15 protein-coding genes are annotated in these 18,427 nt (G+C 65.6%); 3 read left to right on the top strand and 12 right to left on the bottom strand.

What is annotated here, in order from left to right:
• Positions 1-176 precede the first annotated feature (176 nt).
• Positions 177-1,406 carry a helix-turn-helix domain-containing protein gene (locus tag ACLFKU_RS30760; protein WP_410851610.1) on the bottom strand — a complete coding sequence of 410 codons (1,230 nt, stop codon included), beginning with the start codon at positions 1,404-1,406 and terminating at the stop codon, positions 177-179.
• A gap of 167 nt (positions 1,407-1,573) precedes the next feature.
• On the opposite strand from ACLFKU_RS30760, the gene ACLFKU_RS30755 reads away from it, so the two are divergent.
• The 3 genes from ACLFKU_RS30755 to ACLFKU_RS30745 all read left to right on the top strand — a co-directional run bounded on the left by ACLFKU_RS30755 (position 1,574) and on the right by ACLFKU_RS30745 (position 3,632).
• A complete protein-coding gene (locus ACLFKU_RS30755; RefSeq protein ID WP_368582652.1) occupies positions 1,574-2,335 on the top strand; it encodes a DUF899 domain-containing protein in 762 nt (253 codons plus the stop codon).
• Positions 2,335-3,168, top strand: a complete 834-nt coding sequence (locus ACLFKU_RS30750; protein ID WP_410851609.1) for a DUF2182 domain-containing protein — start codon at positions 2,335-2,337, stop codon at positions 3,166-3,168. The genes ACLFKU_RS30755 and ACLFKU_RS30750 overlap by 1 nt, the downstream gene beginning before the upstream one ends.
• A 197-nt stretch (positions 3,169-3,365) precedes the next feature.
• Entirely contained in the window at positions 3,366-3,632 is a 267-nt protein-coding gene (locus ACLFKU_RS30745; RefSeq protein ID WP_176111596.1) for a DUF4148 domain-containing protein, read from the top strand.
• A gap of 154 nt (positions 3,633-3,786) precedes the next feature.
• Here the strand turns inward: ACLFKU_RS30745 and ACLFKU_RS30740 are convergent, their stop codons facing one another.
• The 11 genes from ACLFKU_RS30740 to ACLFKU_RS30690 all read right to left on the bottom strand — a co-directional run bounded on the left by ACLFKU_RS30740 (position 3,787) and on the right by ACLFKU_RS30690 (position 18,424).
• The gene (locus ACLFKU_RS30740) at positions 3,787-5,229 is read right to left on the bottom strand and encodes an aldehyde dehydrogenase family protein (protein ID WP_368582650.1); all 1,443 of its coding nucleotides are present in this window, start codon (positions 5,227-5,229) and stop codon (positions 3,787-3,789) included.
• A gap of 39 nt (positions 5,230-5,268) precedes the next feature.
• Positions 5,269-6,456 carry a fumarylacetoacetate hydrolase family protein gene (locus ACLFKU_RS30735; protein ID WP_410851608.1) on the bottom strand — a complete coding sequence of 396 codons (1,188 nt, stop codon included), beginning with the start codon at positions 6,454-6,456 and terminating at the stop codon, positions 5,269-5,271.
• 84 nt (positions 6,457-6,540) lie between these two features.
• On the bottom strand, positions 6,541-8,325 hold the full coding sequence (locus tag ACLFKU_RS30730; RefSeq protein ID WP_410851607.1) for an IlvD/Edd family dehydratase: 1,785 nt from the start codon (positions 8,323-8,325) through the stop codon (positions 6,541-6,543).
• A gap of 41 nt (positions 8,326-8,366) precedes the next feature.
• Positions 8,367-9,773, bottom strand: coding sequence for an MFS transporter (locus ACLFKU_RS30725; RefSeq protein ID WP_368582647.1), 1,407 nt, complete (start codon positions 9,771-9,773; stop codon positions 8,367-8,369).
• Between the two features lie 182 nt (positions 9,774-9,955).
• The gene (locus ACLFKU_RS30720) at positions 9,956-10,951 is read right to left on the bottom strand and encodes a LacI family DNA-binding transcriptional regulator (RefSeq protein ID WP_410851606.1); all 996 of its coding nucleotides are present in this window, start codon (positions 10,949-10,951) and stop codon (positions 9,956-9,958) included.
• Between the two features lie 156 nt (positions 10,952-11,107).
• Positions 11,108-11,992 (bottom strand): SMP-30/gluconolactonase/LRE family protein, encoded by an 885-nt coding sequence (locus ACLFKU_RS30715; protein ID WP_410851605.1) that lies wholly within the window; start codon positions 11,990-11,992, stop codon positions 11,108-11,110.
• On the bottom strand, positions 11,989-12,756 hold the full coding sequence (locus tag ACLFKU_RS30710) for an SDR family NAD(P)-dependent oxidoreductase (protein ID WP_410851604.1): 768 nt from the start codon (positions 12,754-12,756) through the stop codon (positions 11,989-11,991). Before ACLFKU_RS30710 ends, ACLFKU_RS30715 begins: the two co-directional genes overlap by 4 nt.
• A gap of 65 nt (positions 12,757-12,821) precedes the next feature.
• Positions 12,822-15,227 (bottom strand): glycoside hydrolase family 3 N-terminal domain-containing protein, encoded by a 2,406-nt coding sequence (locus tag ACLFKU_RS30705; RefSeq protein WP_410851603.1) that lies wholly within the window; start codon positions 15,225-15,227, stop codon positions 12,822-12,824.
• A 281-nt stretch (positions 15,228-15,508) separates the two neighbouring features.
• Positions 15,509-16,639 carry an ABC transporter ATP-binding protein gene (locus tag ACLFKU_RS30700; RefSeq protein WP_368582642.1) on the bottom strand — a complete coding sequence of 377 codons (1,131 nt, stop codon included), beginning with the start codon at positions 16,637-16,639 and terminating at the stop codon, positions 15,509-15,511.
• A 69-nt stretch (positions 16,640-16,708) separates the two neighbouring features.
• Positions 16,709-17,539 carry a carbohydrate ABC transporter permease gene (locus ACLFKU_RS30695; protein WP_176111587.1) on the bottom strand — a complete coding sequence of 277 codons (831 nt, stop codon included), beginning with the start codon at positions 17,537-17,539 and terminating at the stop codon, positions 16,709-16,711.
• A 3-nt stretch (positions 17,540-17,542) separates the two neighbouring features.
• A complete protein-coding gene (locus ACLFKU_RS30690; protein ID WP_217710295.1) occupies positions 17,543-18,424 on the bottom strand; it encodes a carbohydrate ABC transporter permease in 882 nt (293 codons plus the stop codon).
• Positions 18,425-18,427: the final 3 nt, after the last annotated feature.

Below are 18,427 nucleotides of genomic sequence, written 5' to 3'. Positions count from 1 at the left end.
GAACACCTCAAGCTGCTCATCAACGTAAAACGGCCCGGTCGACAATGCGACCGGGCCGTCAAGTCCCGTCCTGCTCGCTATACCGTTCGATATCTTCGGAAAGACCTTAACTGAACGGCATTACCCATATTCGCGGACGATTCTGGCGGCAGAGTGGTTCATGATGACCATCCTAATCACGAAGGGAACGGGGAAGGGAGTAACAAAGCCGTCGCGAATCCAGCGAGCGGCGGCGTCATCCATCGGCGCGCGCGCCCCTCGCCCACCGGCTGCACTTTGCCAGCCGCGGCTAGCGTGTCGAGCGAGCGCTGCACGGTGCGCTGACTCGCGCCGAGCACGAGCGCAAGCGCGGAACTCGACCAGGATTCGCCATCCGAGAGAAACGCGAGCAGCGCCGCATGCTCGCCTTCGACTGGCGGCGCGAGCACGACGACCTCGCGCGCTTGCCGCGGCGCGAGCGCGAAGCCGCGCGTCGTCGCGCTGACGCTCGCGAGCGTGCCGAGCGCCGCACGCAGCCGGCCGATCTCGACGCGCAACCGCGCGCGATGTGATTCGTCGGCGCGTTTGGCGCGAAACGCGCGTGCGACGAGCGCGTCGCGCGGCACGTCGTCGGGCCATGCCTCGCCTAGCATGCGAGCAAGCGCGAACAACACAGGTCGGCTCGCGAGCGCAACCGCCGCGTTGGCGTCGCGGATCGCGTAGCGGCAAGCGTCGACGATGAGCGGACCACCATCCTGGTTCGAGGTCAGCAGCTTTTCGATCTCATCGAGGAGGATCGGTTCTTCTTCGCCCCTCGCGATCATGCGCGCCGCCGGCTTGCTCAGTGCAGCCGAAGCGCTTTCGACTTCCGCGATCAACGCCGGAATGCCGGCCTCGTGTGCCGCGCGTGCTGCCCGCGCCAGCGCGGCACGAGCGGCGCCGCTGCGCAAACGCCGCAGCGCGACTCCCGCGACCACCAGTTCATGCGCGGCACGCAACGCGGGCGGAAACGGCCGGGGATCGAGCGCGGCAAGCTTGCGCTCCGCTTCGTCGAGACGGCCGATCAGCAACAGACGCCGCGCCGCCAGATACCGCGCATGCGCGGCATTCACGCGATCGCCGTGCGCGTCGAGCGTGGCGGTCGCGGCGTCGAGTGTTCTGGCGGGCCATGCGAGATCGCGCGACGCGAACGCGATCTCCGCTTCGGCGACCACGCAGCGGGCACGCGACACCGCATGCTGCGCGCCGAATGCGCGCGCGGCGGCGCGCACCAGCGCCTTTGCGCGCACGAAATCGCCGAGCTGCGCCATCGCGATGCCGCGCAGCGCGAGCGCCGGCGCGTCGTCGCGCAACGCGACGCGGTCGAGCGCGCCGAGCGGATCGCCGGCCGCGAGCGCGCGCGCCGCCGCCGCAATCAGCGCGTCCACGGCGTGCGAGTCCGCGCGTAGCACGTCAATGCATCAAGCGAATCCCGCCACACTTGTCACTCCCACCCGATCGATGCCCGGTCCTAATCTAGCACGACCATCAACCGTCACCGACGCCTTCGGGCAAGAGCTCGCACGGCGCGGCACGACCCACGGAGGAACCCACGATGACCACGCATCCGATCGGAACCCGCGAACAGTGGCTCGACGCGCGACGCGCGCTGCTCGACGCGGAAAAAGCCCACACGCGACACGGCGACGAACTCGCGCGGCAACGTCAGGCGCTGCCGTGGGTGAAGGTCGATAAGGCCTACCGCTTCGATACCGACGAAGGCAGCGCATCGCTCGCCGATCTGTTCAGAGGACGTTCGCAGCTGCTCGTCTACCACTTCATGTTCGGGCCCGACTACAAGGCGGGCTGCCCATCGTGCTCGTCGATCGCGGACGGTTTCGGCGGCTTCGCTGTGCATCTCGCGCATCACGACGTGATGCTGATGGCGGTGTCGCGCGCGCCGCTCGAGAAGTTGCAGGCATACAAGCGACGCATGGGTTGGACGTTTCCCTGGGCATCGTCGGCAAGCGGCGATTTCAATTTCGACTTCAATGTCTCGTTCACCGAGGCACAGCAGCGCGACGGCGATATCGAGTACAACTACGCACGCAACTCTCACGCGATGGACGTGAGTCCCGCGCCCGAACCCGTCGCGCAATTCGCGGCGACCTGCGGCACCGACGCGGCCACCTATTCGCGCGACCGGCCCGGCATGAGCGCGTTCGTGCTCGAAGACGGCGTCGTCTATCACACGTATTCGACCTACGCGCGCGGCGTCGATGCGCTGTGGGGCATGTACCAGTGGCTCGATCGCGCGCCGAAGGGACGCAACGAGACAGGCATCTGGTGGCGCCGTCACGACGAGTACGAGCGGTGATGGGCCCGCTCGTACGCGCTGCCTGCACGAACGGGCAGCACTTCACCACGTGGCGCGCGATGCGCTCATCGCAGCGGGTGTTCGTCGGCGTCTGCGCGTTGGTGTTCATCGCGAGCGTCGCGGCGACACTGGCGCACAACGCGTCGATGTCGGCGATGGGCGCGCTGCCGATGCCAGGCGGCTGGTCGATGTCGACGCTGTGGATGCCGACCTGCGGGCGCACGTGGGCCCGCACCGCGGCATCGTTCATCGGCATGTGGATCGTGATGATGGCCGCGATGATGCTGCCGTCGTTGATGCCGATGCTGCTGCGCTATCGCGACGCGGTCGGCGCGCGGGCGAGCGCGGGGCGACTGGCGCTGCTGACGGTGCTGGTGAGCGGCGCGTACGCGGTCGTATGGACTGCGCTCGGTGTGGCCGTGTTTGCGCTCGGTGCGTCGCTCGCGGCGCTCGAGTTGCGGTGGCTAGCGCTCGCGCGGTCCGTGCCGTTAGCGGCCGGCGTGGTGATCCTGCTCGCCGGCGCATTGCAGTTCAGCACGTGGAAAGCCCGCCGCCTCGCCTGCTGTCGCGCGACACCGAGCCTCGCCGCCGACGCGGCAAGCACCTGGCGCTACGGGCTGCGCATCGGGGCGGACTGTGCCGGTTCCTGCGCGGGATTGACGGCGATTCTGCTGGTCGCCGGCATGACGGATTTGCGCCTGATGGCCGCCGTGACGGCCGCCATCACCGCCGAGCGGGTCGCACCGGACGGCGCGCGCGTCGCACGGACGATCGGCGCCATAGCCATCGGCGTCGCTGGCTGGCTGCTTGTCCAAGCCGTTTCAGGCGGCTAATAGACGCGCTTATCCATCGTCGATCGCTTCGCAAATCGATGATCGACAGCCTTGCTGCCCCAATATTGTTTTAGTTACCGAAACAGTGAGTTCAGGAATTAGGTATTTACCCTAGTTCCGGCTCCCCCTAGACTGTCATCACTGCTGCAAACAAACGGTTTCGCAGCCTAACAAGACAAAACCTGGAGGTAGTAAAAATGAAATCGCTCGTTCAAGCTGTCGTTATCGCCGCTACTCTCGCTGCTCCGGTTGCCGTTTTCGCTCAATCGAACCAGCCGCTGACCCGCGCGCAAGTTCGTGAAGAGCTGGTTCAGATCGAGAAGGCCGGTTACAACCCGGCGCGTTCGAACCCGAACGAATATCCGTCGAACATTCAGGCTGCCGAAGCTCGCGTCGCGGCGCAAAACAGCGCGGTCGGCGGCGTGACCAGCGGTTCGTCGCAACAGGGCCGCGCAGCGCAGTAAGCCGCGTTCCCGGTTGAATAGTTGCTGTTGATGTAGCTGTACCTGCCGGAGCGCTTTGCCATAGCGCTCTTGCAGCTTCCCCTGCTGGCCCGCCATCGCGATTGAATGCGATGGCGGGCCAGTTCCGTTTTAGGGGAGCCCGGCTAGTGTCGCGTCAGACCGCGCCCGGGTTGATATACGCAGTCTTCACCGACGTATAGAACTCGCGGGCGTAGGCGCCCTGCTCGCGCGGACCATAGCTCGATCCCTTCCTGCCGCCGAACGGCACGTGATAATCGACCCCCGCCGTCGCGGTGTTGACCATCACCATGCCCGCCTGCACATGGCGGCGGAAATGACTCGCGTACTTCAGCGAGGTCGTGCAGATGCCGGCCGACAGACCGAACTCGGTGTCGTTAGCGACCGCGAGCGCTTCCTGGTAGTCCTTGACCTTGATCACCGACGCGACCGGCCCGAACACCTCTTCGCGGTTGATGCGCATCGCCGAGGTCGTCTCCGTGACCAGCGCCGGCGCGAGGAAGTTGCCCGGCGTCGCGCCCTTGACGCGCTCGCCGCCGAACACCGTGCCGCCCTCCTCGCGCGCGATCGCCAGATAGCGCTCGTCCTGCTCGAGCTGCTTGTCGTCGACGACCGGGCCGATCTGCGTGCCGTCCGCGAGCGCATCGCCGACCTTCAGCGCGCGCATGCGCGCTTTCATGCCGTCGATGAAGCGGTCATAGATCCCCTCGGTCACGATCAGCCGGCTCGATGCCGTGCAACGCTGGCCCGTCGAGTAGAACGCGCCGTTGATGCAGGCTTCGACCGCGACGTCGAGATCGGCGTCGTCGAGCACGACCATCGGGTTCTTGCCGCCCATTTCGAGCTGGAATTTCTTGCCCGACTCGAAGCACTTCGCGCCGATCGCGCGACCCGTCGAGACGGAACCGGTAAAGCTGATCGCATCCACGTGCGGCGACGACACCAGCGCCTCGCCGACCACCGAGCCGCGGCCCATCACGAGGTTGATCACGCCCGCCGGCGCGCCCGCCTCGGCGATGATCTTGACCAGCTCCCACGTGCTGCCGGGCACCAGATCGGCCGGCTTGATGACGACCGTGTTGCCGTACGCGAGCGCCGGTGCGATTTTCCACGCCGGAATCGCGATCGGAAAATTCCACGGCGTAATCAGGCCCACCACGCCTACCGGTTCGCGCGTCATTTCGACCGTCATGCCCGGCCGCACCGACGGCACGATTTCGCCGCCGACACGCAGCGCTTCGCCTGCGAAGAACTTGAAGATCTGGCCGGCGCGGCCCACTTCGCCGATCGCCTCGGGCAGCGTCTTGCCCTCTTCACGCGCGAGCAGCTTGCCGAGCTCCGCCTTGCGCGCGAGGATCGCGCTGCCCGCCTGGTCGAGCACGTCGAAGCGCTGCTGCGGCGTGGACAGCGACCACGTCGCGAAGGCCTTGCGCGCCGCGCTGATCGCGCGATGCGTCTGCTCGGCGTCGGCTTGCGCGAATTCGCCAATCACGTCGTCCAGATTCGACGGATTGACATTGCGCGACACGCTCGCGCCGTCGACCCACTGTCCGTCGATGTAGTTTGCAAATTGACTCATGTCCTGATTCTCCTTTCGAAAATTGCAGCGACAATCCGGTTATTCAGCAACCAGCAGGCCGCGAACCGCAAGGTTGCGATACAGAGCGCGCACGCCGAACGTCCACGGTTCGATTTCGGTGGACAGACGCACCGTGTTGGTCAGCGCGCCGAGCTGCGGCGTCGAAATCGTCACACGGTCGCCGAGGTGATGCGTGAAACCGGCGCCGGGCGCGTCGCGGTCCTTGATCGGCGAGAACATCGTGCCGAGGAACAGCATGAAGCCGTCCGGGTACTGGTGATGACGGCCACAGGTCTGCGCGACGAGGTCGGCCGGGTCGCGGCTGATCTCGCTCATGTGGCTTACGCCGTCGAGCACGAAGTCGTCGTCGGTGCCTTCGACGCGCAGCGACACGCTCGCGCTGCGCACCGAGTCGAGCGAGAAGGTGTCGTCGAACAGCCGCACGAACGGGCCGATCGCGCACGAGCCGTTGTTGTCCTTGCACTTGCCGAGCAACAGCGCCGAGCGCCCTTCGATGTCGCGCAGGTTCACGTCGTTGCCGAGCGTCGCGCCGACGATACCGCCGCGGCTATTCACCGCGAGCACGATCTCCGGCTCCGGGTTGTTCCACACCGACGCGGCGAGCAGACCGACGTCCGCGCCGAAGCCGACCGCCGACATCGGCTGCGATTTCGAAAATACCTCCGCGTCCGGACCGATGCCGACTTCCATGTATTGCGACCACGCATCGCGGCGCTCGAGCTCGGCCTTCAGCTTCATCGCGGCTTCCGAGCCCGGCTTGATCTTCGACAGGTCGGTGCCGATCGTCGATGCGATCGTCTCGCGCACTTCCTTCGCCTTCGCCGGATCGCCGCCGGCCTGCTCCTCGATCACGCGCTCGATCAGGCTCACCGCGAACGTGACGCCGCAGGCCTTGATCGCCTGCACGTCGCACGGCGCGAGCAGGCGCACGGCGGGGGCGCTCGCGCCCGGCAGGTTTGCGTCGATCAGTTGTGCAACCGGCCCGAGCGGCACGCCCGGTGCGCTGCGCGCAAATTGCGCGGCATCGTCGCGCTCGAACAGATCGGCGGTGGTCGGCACGCTCGCGGTGATGTCGAACACCTCGCCGCCGCGCACGACGACCACGCACGGTCCTTCGTGCTGCTCGGACTTGCGCCACACGCGGCCGATCAGCAGCGCGTCGTTCAGATCGCCGGGAAGAAAGCTGGAAGAGGAAGTTGCGGACATGGGATGGGCTCTTTCGGATAAGTGGAGAAACGGGCAAGGCCGGGCGTCGCGTTGTATGCGAAGCCCGGCCTTGTCACCTGCAGGTCAATGCGAATGCCGTGGATTGCCGCGCTCGGCAATCACCTTCAGATAAAGCGTCGCCGGTTCCAGGCAGCCGCCGGTCGAAAGCTGGCCGACCGTCTTGCGGTACAGCTCCTGCCACGGCGTTTGCGCGGCCGGAATCTCGAACTGCACGGTTTCGCGGCGTCGCGCGAGTTCGGCTTCGTCGACCAGAACGTTGACGCTGCGCGAATTCAGATCGACACGGATGCGGTCATTCGTGCGCAACAGCGCAAGGCCGCCGCCCACCGCCGCTTCCGGCGACATGTTCAGAATCGACGGGCTCGCGGACGTGCCGCTCTGCCGGCCGTCGCCCAGTGTGGGCAGCGACGTGATGCCCTGGCGCACCAGCGCAGCCGGCGGCGCCATGTTGACGACCTCGGCGCTGCCCGGATAGCCGACCGTGCCCGTGCCGCGAATCACGAGGATGCAATGCTCGTCGATTTCGAGGGCCGGGTCGTTGATGCGCGCGTGATAGTCCTCCGGGCCGTCGAACACGATCGCGCGTGCTTCGAAGGTGTTTTCCGCACCTGGCTCGCTCAGATAGGTCTTGCGGAACGCATCGCCGACTACCGACATCTTCATGATCGCGCTGTCGAAGAAGTTGCCCGACAGCACCATGAAGCCCGCGCCGTGCTTCAGCGGATCGTCGGTCGTCTTGATGACCTCGCGATCTGGCGCCGGCGCGGCGGCCGCGATTTCGCCCATCGTGCGGCCCGACACCGTCAGACATTCCTCGTGCACGAGGCCGGCTTTCGCGAGCTCGTGCATCACGGCCGGCACGCCGCCCGCGCGATGGAAGCTCTCGCCGAGATACTCGCCCGCGGGCATGCAGTTGACGATCAGCGGCACCTGCTCGCCGACGCGCTGCCAGTCGTCGAGACTCAGCTCGACGCCCATGTGCCGCGCGATCGCGATCAGATGCGGCGGGCAGTTGGTCGACGCGCCGAGCGCCGATGCGACGACGATCGCGTTTTCGAACGCTTCTTTCGTCATGATCTTCGACGGCCGCACGTCGTCGCGCACGAGATCGACGATGCGCTTGCCGGTCGCGTAGGCCATCTGGCCGCGCTCGCGGTAAGCGGCCGGAATGCTCGCGCAGCCGGGCAGCGACATGCCGAGCGCTTCGGCGAGGCTGTTCATCGACAGCGCGGTGCCCATCGTGTTGCAGTGACCGATCGACGGCGACGATGCGGTGGTCAGCTCCATGAAGCCTTCGTAGTCGATCTCGCCGGCCGCGAGCAGATTGCGCGCATGCCAGATCACGGTGCCCGAGCCGACGCGCTTGCCGTCGTGCCAGCCATCGAGCATCGGGCCGCCGGACAGCACGATCGCCGGCATGTCGACGGTGGCCGCGGCCATCAGGCACGCGGGCGTGGTCTTGTCGCAGCCGGTGGTCAGCACGACGCCGTCGAGCGGAAAGCCGTGCAGGATTTCGACGAGGCCCAGATACGCGAGATTGCGGTCCAGCGCGGCGGTCGGCCGGCGGCTCTGCTCGGCGAGCGGATGCACCGGAAACTCCATCGGAATGCCGCCCGCGTCGCGAATGCCGGCTTTCGTGCGCGCCGCGAGTTCGATGTGATGCCGGTTGCACGGTGCGAGATCGCTGCCCGTCTGCGCGATGCCGATGATCGGCCGGCCCGACTGCAGCTCTTCGCGCGTCAGACCGTAGTTCATGAATCGCTCGACGTACAGTGCCGTCATATCCGCATGCGAGGGATCGTCGAACCATTCCTGGCTGCGCAGCCGGCGCGGGGGGGATGCTGACATGATGCGTATCTCTCTGTCTGGGTGAGGGTTGCTTATCGTGCTTACGCGTGCTCTGCGTGTTTCTGCGCCCGCGCCGTCTCGCGGCCCGGCACGCTGTCTTCATTCGACGTGGCCCGCGTCAGCATCGTGCGCGGCACGAGCAGGATCAGCACGCAGCTGACCAGCAGACACGCACCGAGTGCGTAGGTGCCGTTGTTGATGTCGCCGGTCAGGTTTTTGGCCACGGCGGTGATCATGGAACCGGTAAAGCCGGACAGATTGCCGATCGCGTTGATCATCGCGATGCCGGCCGCCGCCGCGGCGCCCGACAGCAGCTGTCCCGGGAACGTCCAGTAAATCGGCATCAATGCGAGGATGCCGGCGGTCGCGATCGTCAGAAACGTGATCGCCCACACCACATGATGCGCCAAAGCCGCGCTCATGATCAGACCGAGTCCGCCGATCAGCGCCGGAATCGCCGCATGCAGACGCCGCTCGCCGGTTTTCTTCGAATGCGCGGCGTTCGCGAGCGTCGCGATGATCGCCACGCCATACGGGATCGCGGTCAACAGGCCGATGTGCAGCGGGTCCTGCACGCCGGTCGCCTTGATGATCGACGGCAGCCAGAACGCGAGGCCGTAGAAGCCGGTATTGAACGTGAGCAAAATCGCGACCAGCAGCCAGACACGCGGATCGCGCACCGCCGAGCCGAAGCGCGCGGTCTTGTGCGCGCTCTCGCGCTGCAGATTCGCCGCGAGCAGGCTCTTTTCCTGCGGCGTGAGCCAGCGCGCGCGCTCGATGCCGTCGTCGAGCGAAAAGTACACGACGAACGCGGTCAGCAGCGACGGCACGCCCTCGATCAGCAGCATCCATTGCCAGCCCTGATAGCCGAGCAGGCCCGCCGTATGGTCCATCAGCCAGCCCGACACGACGCCGCCGAGCATCAGGCTGACCGGCATCGCGATCAGAAAGCCCGACATCACGCGGCTTTGACGCTGTGCCGGAAACCAGAAGTTCAGGTACAGAATCACGCCGGGGAAGAAGCCGGCCTCGCAGAGCCCGAGCAGGAAGCGCAGGATGTAGAACATCGTCGCGGTTTCGACGTGCGCGAGCTGCGCGAGCGGCTGGACGAAGGCGAGCGCCATCGACACGAGCCCCCACGTGAACATGATCCGCGCGATCCAGAAACGCGCGCCGTAGCGATGCAGGAACACATTGCTGGGCACTTCGAAGATGAAATAGCCCCAAAAAAACACGCTCGCGCCGATCGCGTACATCGTGTCGGACAGGCCGAGATCGTCGAGCATCTGCAGCTTCGCGAAGCCGACGTTTACGCGATCGAGATACGCAACCACATAGCACAGCAACAGTATCGGCAGCAGCCGGCGCACGACCTTGCGATAGGTCCTTTCCTCGAACTCGTCGACGCGCGCGGCAGGCGCGGCGATGGCGGACGGTACAGCGGTCATTCGTTTCTCCATCAGCGTGTTTTTGTGGGGAAATGCCGTTGCCGGTAAAGTTACCGGTAACATTTCTGGCTGTGGATGTTACGCCCGGCTTACCGTCCGGACAACCAAGGGATATCCCTGATCTGTCTGATTAAGGGGTAGTTCGGCGCGTTCGCGTCTTGCGAATTCAGCGACGCGCCCTTTTACGCGCTCTCGCGCGAAATCACCGTGAAATCGATCTTCACCGCCTTCCTGCGATGCACGTCGCCCGCTTCGCGATCGGCGAGCGCCGCGAGCAGCGTCTCGCCGGCGCGCAGGCCGATGCCGTAAGCATCGACCGATACCGTCGTGATGCTCGGCTGACAGCACCACGACACCTCGAAATTGCCGAAGCCGGCAACCGCGATGTCGCCCGGCACCGACAGCCCGCGCCGATGGCACTCCATGATCGCGCCGAACGCCGACATGTCGCTCACGCACATCACGGCTTCGGTATCGGGCCAAGTGTCCAGCAAGGCGCTGATCGCCGGCGCGCCGTGGCTCATCGTGATCGGCGAATCGCCGAGCCGGATCACGCGCGGCTCGCCGAGGCCCAGCGCCTTGACTTCGGCGACGTAGCCGCGCATCCGGTCGTGCCCGCGCCGGTCGCGCTCGCTGGCGCCCGCGATAAAGCCGATCCGGCGATAACCGCGCTCGTGCAGATGCCGAACCATCGCGCGCGCCGCCGCCGAGTTCGAAAAGCCGACGACCGTATCGATCGGATCGCTGGGCAAATCCCACATTTCGACGACCGGAATGCCGGCGCGCTGCAACAGCATGCGCGTCGCGTCGGTGTGCCGGCCGCCCGTCAACGCGACGCAGCGCGGCTGGTGGCGCAGCATCGAGCGCACCAGCAGTTCTTCCTGTTCCAGCAGGTAGTCCGTATCGCCGAGCAGCAGCTGCAGACCATGCGGATTCAGTGCGGCATTCAGGCCGCGCACGGTGTCGGAGAAGTTCGAGCTCGACAGCGACGGCACCAGCACCGCTACGAACTCCGAGCGTCCCGACGACAGCGCGCCCGCCGCCGCATCCGCGACGTAGCCGAGTTCGTCGATGACCTTCTGCACGCGTTCGCGGGTCGCTTGCGACACGTTGCGGCCCGCGAGCACGCGCGACACGGTCATCTTCGAGACGCCCGCGCGTTCGGCAACATCGGACATGCGGGGCGGGACTGGCGGCCTGGACGTCATGATAGGAATCGGGGCGGATGCGCGGAAGTCATGGAACGCACATGATAACGGGCCGCTCCTTGCGGAGCGACCAGGCAACGTCAGGGTTGCGTATTGCGGCTCGTCCTGTCGCTGTGTTTTGTCGCTTTAACGCTCGAATCCCACCGTGCAGCGCGCCTGAACCTGCCCCGCCACCGGTGCGCGGAAAGAGAACAGCCCGCCCGCCTGCGGCTGATGCTGCCGCTCGACGGCAGTCAGCCCCTTCCATGCGGTCGACACATAGACGGTTTGCAGATCCTCGCCACCGAACGCGAGTTTCGTCACGTTCGCGCACGGCAACGGCACCTGATCGACCAGTTCGCCCGCCGGCGAGTAACGCTCGATCCGCCAGCCGCCGAACAGCGCGATCCACACGAAGCCGTCGGCATCGACCGCCATGCCGTCGGGATGACCGTCGCCCGAGATCGCGGCGAAGATGCGCTTGCCCGACAGCGTGCCGTCCGCGGCGACGTCGAACGCATAGACCACGCGCCGCACCGTGTCGTTGTGATACAGCGTGCGGCCGTCCGGGCTCATCGCCGGGCCGTTCGTGATCACGTAGTCGTCGTCCTGCGCGATCGCCGCGCCTCGCTCGTTCACGCGATACAGCGTGCCGCTCGGCGCCTCTTCGGCGTCGTCCATCGAGCCGAACCACAAGCGCCCTTGGGCGTCGGCGAAACCGTCGTTCAGGCGATTGCCCGGCAGATGCGGTTCGACGTCGACGAGCTTGCTGAACTCCCCGCTCGCCGGATCGAAGCGATGCAGGCCGCCCGGCAGCCCGCATACGAACGTGCCGTCAGCGAGCGGCGCCAGAAAACCGGGCTGATCGGGCGCCTGCCACGTTCGCTGCTCGCCGCTCGCGACGCACAGCCGATGAATCCGGCGCCCCTTGATATCGACGAAATACACGGCGTTCTCGGCGGCCTGCCACAGCGGCCCTTCGGCCAGCTCGGCGCCGACCGCCCATACGCACACAGGTACCGGCATGCTCATTCTCCGTACCACCCTGCGTCGACGAAGTAATCGCGGCCGGAGCACCGCGACGCGTCGTCGGACGCGAGGAACAGCGCCATGCGCGCGACGTGCTCGGGCTCGATGCGCAGTTGCAGACACTGACTCGCGACGACCTTCGCTTCGCTCTCCGCCGATTGCCACAGCTGCATTTGCCGGGGAGTCTTCACCGCACCCGGGATGATGCAGTTCACGCGGATGCCCGCGCCGCCGAGATCGCGCGCGAGACCCCGTGTGAGCCCTTCGATGCCGGCTTTCGCGGTCATATAGATCGCGAGGTTCGGCAGCGCGAGATGCCACGACACCGAGCCCAGATTCAGGATCACGCCGCGCCCCGCGCGACGCATGCCGTTCGCGGCGGCCTGCGCGCAGAAGAACTGGTGGCGCAGATTCACCGCGATACGGTCGTCCCAGTAGCTCGCGGTGAGCTCGCCGATTTCGTGCCGGTCGTCATTGCCGGCGTTGTTGACTAGCACGTCGATCGGCCCCGCCTCTTCGACGATTGCCGCAAACGTGCTTTCGATTGCGTCGACATTTTTCAGGTCGCAGCGGCGGAACAGCGGCGGATGCTTCGCGTGGCGAAGCGTTTCCTGCAGCGCGAGCGAATCGTGCTCGGCGACGTCGAGGAAGAACACGCGCGCGCCTTGCTGCGCGAAAGCCTCGACGATCGCGGCGCCGATCCCGCTGCCGCCGCCGGTGACGACGATGGTTTTGTCCGCCAGGCTTGGATAGGTTGCGTACGACATCAGATTTTCCACTTGTAACGAGTAGGACCACACACGGGGCGGCACTCGCCGTCCCGACCCGCCGCTTAGGCCACGATCTCGACTTCGCTCAGCATGCGCCAGTTGCGCTCGAGCGTTCTCGTCGCGGAGCCCGCGACCGCGACCGTGCCGCTCAGATGAATGTCGCGGCTCGAACTGCCGACGAGCAGATCGAAATCACCGGGCTCGACGATACGCTCGCCGCGCGCGTCGGTGAAGTTCAGCATGTCGACCGGCAGCTTCACGCGCACACGCGCCGAGGCACCGGCCGCGAGCGGCACGCGCGCGAACGCCTTCAGTTCGCGCACCGGCCGCGCGACTGACGCGTGGCGGTCCCGCACGTAGATCTGCACGATCTCGGTGCCGTCGCGGGCACCGATGTTGTCGAGCGTGAAGCTCAGCTCGATCGTACCGTCTTCGATCGGCACCTCGCTGTGCGCGAGCGCGAGATCGCCGTAACGGAACTGCGTATATCCGAGACCGAAACCGAATGGATAGCGGCATCCGAAATGGTAGGCAATCGGCGTTCCAGCGCTCTTCAGACGATGGTTATATACGTACGGCACGGCGCCCGCGCTCTTCGGCACCGACAGCGGCAGACGGCCGCTGAAATTGGCGCGGCCCACCAGCAGATCGGCCAGCGCTTCGGCGCCGCGCTCGCCCGGCGCGAACGCCATGATCTGCGCGGCGATGCGCTCTTCAAGGCCGCCGAGATTGTACGGACGGCCGCCCGTCATCACGACGACGGTCGGCGTGCCGCTGTCGACCACCGCCTGCAGCAACGCCTGCTGCACGCCCGGCAGGTCGAGGCTGTCGGTATCGGAGCCTTCGCCGACCGTGCCGGACTGGAACAGGCCCGCCAGATCGCCGACGAACACCAGCGCGACGCCCGCTTGCCGCGCGGCTTCGACCGCCGCCGCGATGCCGTCGGTGTCCTTGCTGATCAGCTCGTCGCAATGCGCGTCGCCGGTCAGATCGAGCGACACGTCGCCCGGGAACACCGGCGCGCCCGCGCGGCGTTCCTTGATGATGTCGCAGCCCTGCGCGTGAATCACGCGCTCGTTGCCGAGCAACGCGCGCAGCGAGCGCAGCGGCGTCGCGATCGAAGCAGTGGACTGCTCGCCGCTGTTGATCAGATGCACCGGGAAGCTGTAGCCGGCGAGCAGCGCGAGCGGATCGTCGGCGGTCGGGCCGATCACCGCGATTTTGTCGGCGCCGTTCGGGTCGAGCGGCAGCACGTCGCCCTGATTGCGCAGCAGCACCGCCGATTCGAGCGCGACCTGATACGCGGTATCGCCCGCGGCCGCGCTCTTCACGTCGACGCGCTCGGGATCGACATACGGATTCTCGAAGAGGCCAAGCTGGAATTTCACGCGCAGCACGCGCGAGACGGCGGTGTCGATCGTCGCTTCGGTGATCTCGTCGCGCTCGAGCGCTTCCTTCAGATGCACCGCGCACTCATGGCCCGGCAGCTCGACGTCGAGGCCGGAGTTGAATGCGAGGGCCGCGGCCGACGCGCTGTCGCGCGCCACCGCATGGTGGCTGTAAAGCAGGTCCACGCCCGCGTAATCCGCGACGACGAGACCGTCGAAGCCCCACTTCTCGCGCAGCGTGTCGTGCAGCAGCGCGCGATCGCCATGGCAGGGCACGCCGTCGACGTCGTGATACGCGGGCATCACCGAGCCCGCGTTCGCGAGCTTCACGGCCATTTCGAACGGCAGCATGAACACGTCGTTGAGCTCACGCGGACCGACATGCACCGGCGCATGATTGCGGCCGCCTTCGCTCGCCGAATGACCGACGAAATGCTTGAGCGTCGCGAGCAGATCGCGCTGTTCGCCTTGCAGGCCCTTCACGTAGTGGCATGCGAGCACGCCGACCAGATACGGGTCTTCGCCGAGCGTCTCCTCGGTGCGGCCCCAGCGCGGATCGCGCGACACGTCGAGCACCGGCGCGAGCCCCTGGTGACAACCGATCGAACGCGCCTGCTCGCCGATGATCGTGCCCACTTCGCCGACCAGCCGCGGATTCCACGTCGCCGCATAGTTCAACGGCGACGGGAACAGCGTCGCGTCCTTGATCATCAGGCCGACGAGGCACTCCTCGTGCGCCATCACCGGAATGCCGAGACGCGTGTCTTCGACCATCTTGCGCTGCAGTTCGTTGAGCGCTCGCACGCCTTCCTTCGGATCGACCGTATGCGTGCCGAGCGGACGCGTGATCTGGCCGAGGCCGTACTGCAAGATCTCGTCGACCGTGATCTGGTTGGCACTCTGCGCGAAATCGATGCTACGCGCCTTGTGATTGCCATCGGCCGACAGCACCAGCCAAGCGGCATGAAGCTGCGCGATCTTTTCATCGAGTGTCATGCGCGCGAGCAGATCGGCCACGCGCTCTTCCACGACTGCGGCGGGATTGCGGTAGAGCGGCACCTCACTTTGGCGAAGCAACATCGAAAACTCCTTTTATTTATCCTGGTGTACGAAGCGCAAGAAGCGCCGACAAATCCGTTGTTTCTGACAAGCGTGCGGCAGGGCGTTGCTTCGGCCGGGAGCCATCCCGTTCCATTTCAGATATCTTTCCGTACTTCGCAGTCCTGCTAATCAATCAAACGCGGCCGCGACTCGAAATTCGCGGTGTTTGATCGGCTGCGGGTCGTTCGGTACGTCTAGCGATGCGGTGCAGTGCGCCCGCGCTCGCCTGCGTCGTGCAAGCAAGCGCGGTCACAAGCGGATCAGTGCAGACGCGGCAGCGCGAAATCGTTGTCGTCGAATACGTGGCATGCATGCGGTGCGAACGCCAGCTCGACGCGTTCGTCGTGATTGACGCCACCGTCGCCGGGCAATTTGGCGATCATCGTGTTGCCCTCGCGCACGCCACCGTCCACGTGCACGTAGCTGTGCTCGCCCATCCGTTCGACCAGACGCACGGCGCAGCGAATCGTCTGCACGCCGGGCTGCGCCGACGGCAAGGCGAGGTGCTCCGGCCGGACGCCGAGCGTGACCTGCGAGCCGACGCGCTGCCTGCGGCCGTCGACCTCGGCGCGCACGCGCTCGCCCGTGGTCAGCTCGACCTGAATGCCCTTTTCGTCGACCGCGAGGACCGTGGCCGGCATGAAGTTCATCTTCGGCGAACCGATGAAGCCCGCGACGAAGCGGCTCTTCGGCCGGTGATACAGATCGAGCGGCGCGCCGATCTGCGCGATGCTGCCGTGTTTTTCCATGTCCGCGCCGGCGTGCAGCAGCACGATCTTGTCGGCGAGCGCCATCGCTTCGATCTGGTCGTGCGTGACATACACCGCGCTCGCGCGGTTGAACTCGCGATGCAAACGGGCGATTTCGGTCCGCGTCTGCACCCGCAGCGCGGCATCGAGATTCGACAGCGGCTCGTCGAACAGGAACACGCCCGGCTCGCGCACGATCGCGCGGCCGATCGCGACGCGCTGGCGCTGACCGCCGGACAGCGCAGCGGGGCGGCGCTCGAGGTAGCTGTCGAGTTGCAGCGCGGCAGCGGCGCTGCGCACCTTCTTGTCGATGATGGCCTTATCGACTTTCGCCTGACGCAGACCGAATGCCATGTTCTCGTACACGCTCATATGCGGATACAGCGCGTAGTTCTGGAACACCATCGCAACCTGGCGCTTCGCGGGTTCGACGTTGTTCATGAGTTCACCGTCGATGCGCAGTTCGCCGTCGGTGATCGATTCGAGGCCGGCAATCATGCGCAGCAGCGTGGACTTGCCGCAGCCCGACGGCCCGAGGAACACGCAGAATTCATCCTTGCCGACTTCGAGGTTGGCGTCGCGGATCACCGAGTTACCGCTCGTATAGGACTTCTGTACGTTAGTGAGAGAGATGCTTGCCATGTCGTCTTTGCGAAGTTCGGTGTGCGAGCCACTGCGGCCCACACGATTCGAGGTTGTGTGCGATGCGGATCAGCCCTTGAGCGAGCCAGCCATCATCCCCTTGATCACGCGCTCCTGACCGAACGCATAGGCAACGATCAGCGGCAGCGAAGTGAGCACGAGGACGGACAACATCGACGGAATGTTCGACGCGTATTGCCCCATGAAGTCCCAAATCGCGAGCGGCAGCGTACGGTGCTCGGCTGTCGAGGTGAGCATGTACGCGAAGATGAACTCGTTCCACAGACCAATGCCGTTGAAGATCGTCACAGTGGCGAGCCCCGGTGCCGAAAGCGGGAAGAAAATCCGCCAGAAGATGCGGAACGGACTGCAGCCGTCGAGCTGCGCCGCTTCTTCGAGCTCGCGCGGAATCTGGCGCATGAACTCGGTCAGAATGAAGATCGACACCGGCAGACTGAGCGCCACATACGGGCCGAGCAGCGCGAACGCGGTGTCGTAGAGACCGAGGTTGCGCGTGAGCAGATAGATCGGCACGAGCGTCGCATGCAGCGGCACGATCATGCCGGCGACCACCAGACCGAACAGCGTCTTGTTCAGTGAGAAGCGCAAGCGCGCAAACACGTAGGCCGCCATCGCACTGATGATGACGATCAGCAGCACCGACACGCCCACAGTGAACACGCTGTTACGGAAATAAGTGAAGAACGGCCCCTGCAGCACAGCCGCGTAATTGCCCCAATACAGGTGGCTCGGCGGCGCCCACACGGACGTCGCGAAAGTCTCCTCCTGGCTCTTCAGGCTCGACGCGACCATGAAGAGAAACGGAATCGTCGTGACGGCCAGCCAGATCAGTGCCAGCAAAGGAATCCCGACGCGGGGGAAGCGTAGTTTCTTGTTCATGGTTCAGACCTCGGTTGCATAACGGCGGGTGAAGTACATCGACACCGCCGCCACCGTGATGACGATAAGGAACATCGCCGAGCCGATGGTGCTGCCGTAGCCGAGTTGGAACGAACTAAACACCGTGCGATACATGTAGGTGGCCATCACCTCGGACGAACCTTCGGGGCCGCCTCCGGTCATGACGAAGACGAGATCGAAGTAACGCAGCGAGCCGAGCACGGACAGCAGCACCGCCGTGCGCACCGTGCCTTGCAGATGCGGCAGCTTGATGCGCCAGAAAATGGTCCACTCGGATGCGCCGTCGAGCAGCGCAGCCTCGTTGACCTCGGCCGGCATCGACGAGAGCCCGGCGAGGAACAGAATCATGTAGAAAGGCGCGTTCTGCCAGATGATCACGGCAATCGTCGCACCCAGCGAAAAATGCGGGTCGCCCAGCCAGTCCTTCGCGAGGCCATCGAGCCCGAATGCCTGCAGCGCGACGTTGACCGGACCGAAATTCGGATCGTAGATCTGCTTGAACAGCACGCCGATCGCCACGCTCGACATCAGCAGCGGCAGGAAATACAGAACCTTCAGCAAGCGCGAGCCGCGCCCGGCCTTTTCCAGCAGCACGGCTAGCGCGAGCGCGATCGGAAGCTGGATGACGATCGAGGCGACAGCAAGAATCACGTTGTTCCGCAGCGATTGCCAGAACACCATGTCGTGCGCGAGCCGCTCCCAGTTCGCGAGGCCGATATAACGGGCAGTGTTGCCGAGGCCGTTCCAGTCGAGCAGCGACAGCCGCAGGCTGGAGACGAGCGGATAAAGCAGGAACACGGCCAGCAGCAGCAGCGACGGCGCAAGAAACACCACCGTGACGAGCGTTTGCGATGAGAATCTCAACCG

Source organism: Paraburkholderia sp. EG304 (genome assembly GCF_046543485.1).
Lineage (GTDB): Bacteria > Pseudomonadota > Gammaproteobacteria > Burkholderiales > Burkholderiaceae > Paraburkholderia > Paraburkholderia youngii.
Note: the sequence above shows the minus strand (reverse complement) of the source record. Positions and strands in the feature narration are given on the sequence as shown.

Excerpts from the sequence above, each read along its gene's own strand:
- ACLFKU_RS30740 (WP_368582650.1), bottom strand. The coding sequence starts at position 5,229 with ATGAGTCAATTTGCAAACTACATCGACGGACAGTGGGTCGACGGCGCG.
- ACLFKU_RS30700 (WP_368582642.1), bottom strand. The coding sequence starts at position 16,639 with ATGGCAAGCATCTCTCTCACTAACGTACAGAAGTCCTATACGAGCGGT.
- ACLFKU_RS30750 (WP_410851609.1), top strand. The coding sequence starts at position 2,335 with ATGGGCCCGCTCGTACGCGCTGCCTGCACGAACGGGCAGCACTTCACC.
- ACLFKU_RS30710 (WP_410851604.1), bottom strand. The coding sequence starts at position 12,756 with ATGTCGTACGCAACCTATCCAAGCCTGGCGGACAAAACCATCGTCGTC.
- ACLFKU_RS30695 (WP_176111587.1), bottom strand. The coding sequence starts at position 17,539 with ATGAACAAGAAACTACGCTTCCCCCGCGTCGGGATTCCTTTGCTGGCA.
- ACLFKU_RS30755 (WP_368582652.1), top strand. The coding sequence starts at position 1,574 with ATGACCACGCATCCGATCGGAACCCGCGAACAGTGGCTCGACGCGCGA.
- ACLFKU_RS30735 (WP_410851608.1), bottom strand. The coding sequence starts at position 6,456 with ATGTCCGCAACTTCCTCTTCCAGCTTTCTTCCCGGCGATCTGAACGAC.
- ACLFKU_RS30720 (WP_410851606.1), bottom strand. The coding sequence starts at position 10,951 with ATGTCCGATGTTGCCGAACGCGCGGGCGTCTCGAAGATGACCGTGTCG.
- ACLFKU_RS30730 (WP_410851607.1), bottom strand. The coding sequence starts at position 8,325 with ATGTCAGCATCCCCCCCGCGCCGGCTGCGCAGCCAGGAATGGTTCGAC.
- ACLFKU_RS30705 (WP_410851603.1), bottom strand. The coding sequence starts at position 15,227 with ATGTTGCTTCGCCAAAGTGAGGTGCCGCTCTACCGCAATCCCGCCGCA.
- ACLFKU_RS30715 (WP_410851605.1), bottom strand. The coding sequence starts at position 11,992 with ATGAGCATGCCGGTACCTGTGTGCGTATGGGCGGTCGGCGCCGAGCTG.
- ACLFKU_RS30725 (WP_368582647.1), bottom strand. The coding sequence starts at position 9,773 with ATGACCGCTGTACCGTCCGCCATCGCCGCGCCTGCCGCGCGCGTCGAC.
- ACLFKU_RS30745 (WP_176111596.1), top strand. The coding sequence starts at position 3,366 with ATGAAATCGCTCGTTCAAGCTGTCGTTATCGCCGCTACTCTCGCTGCT.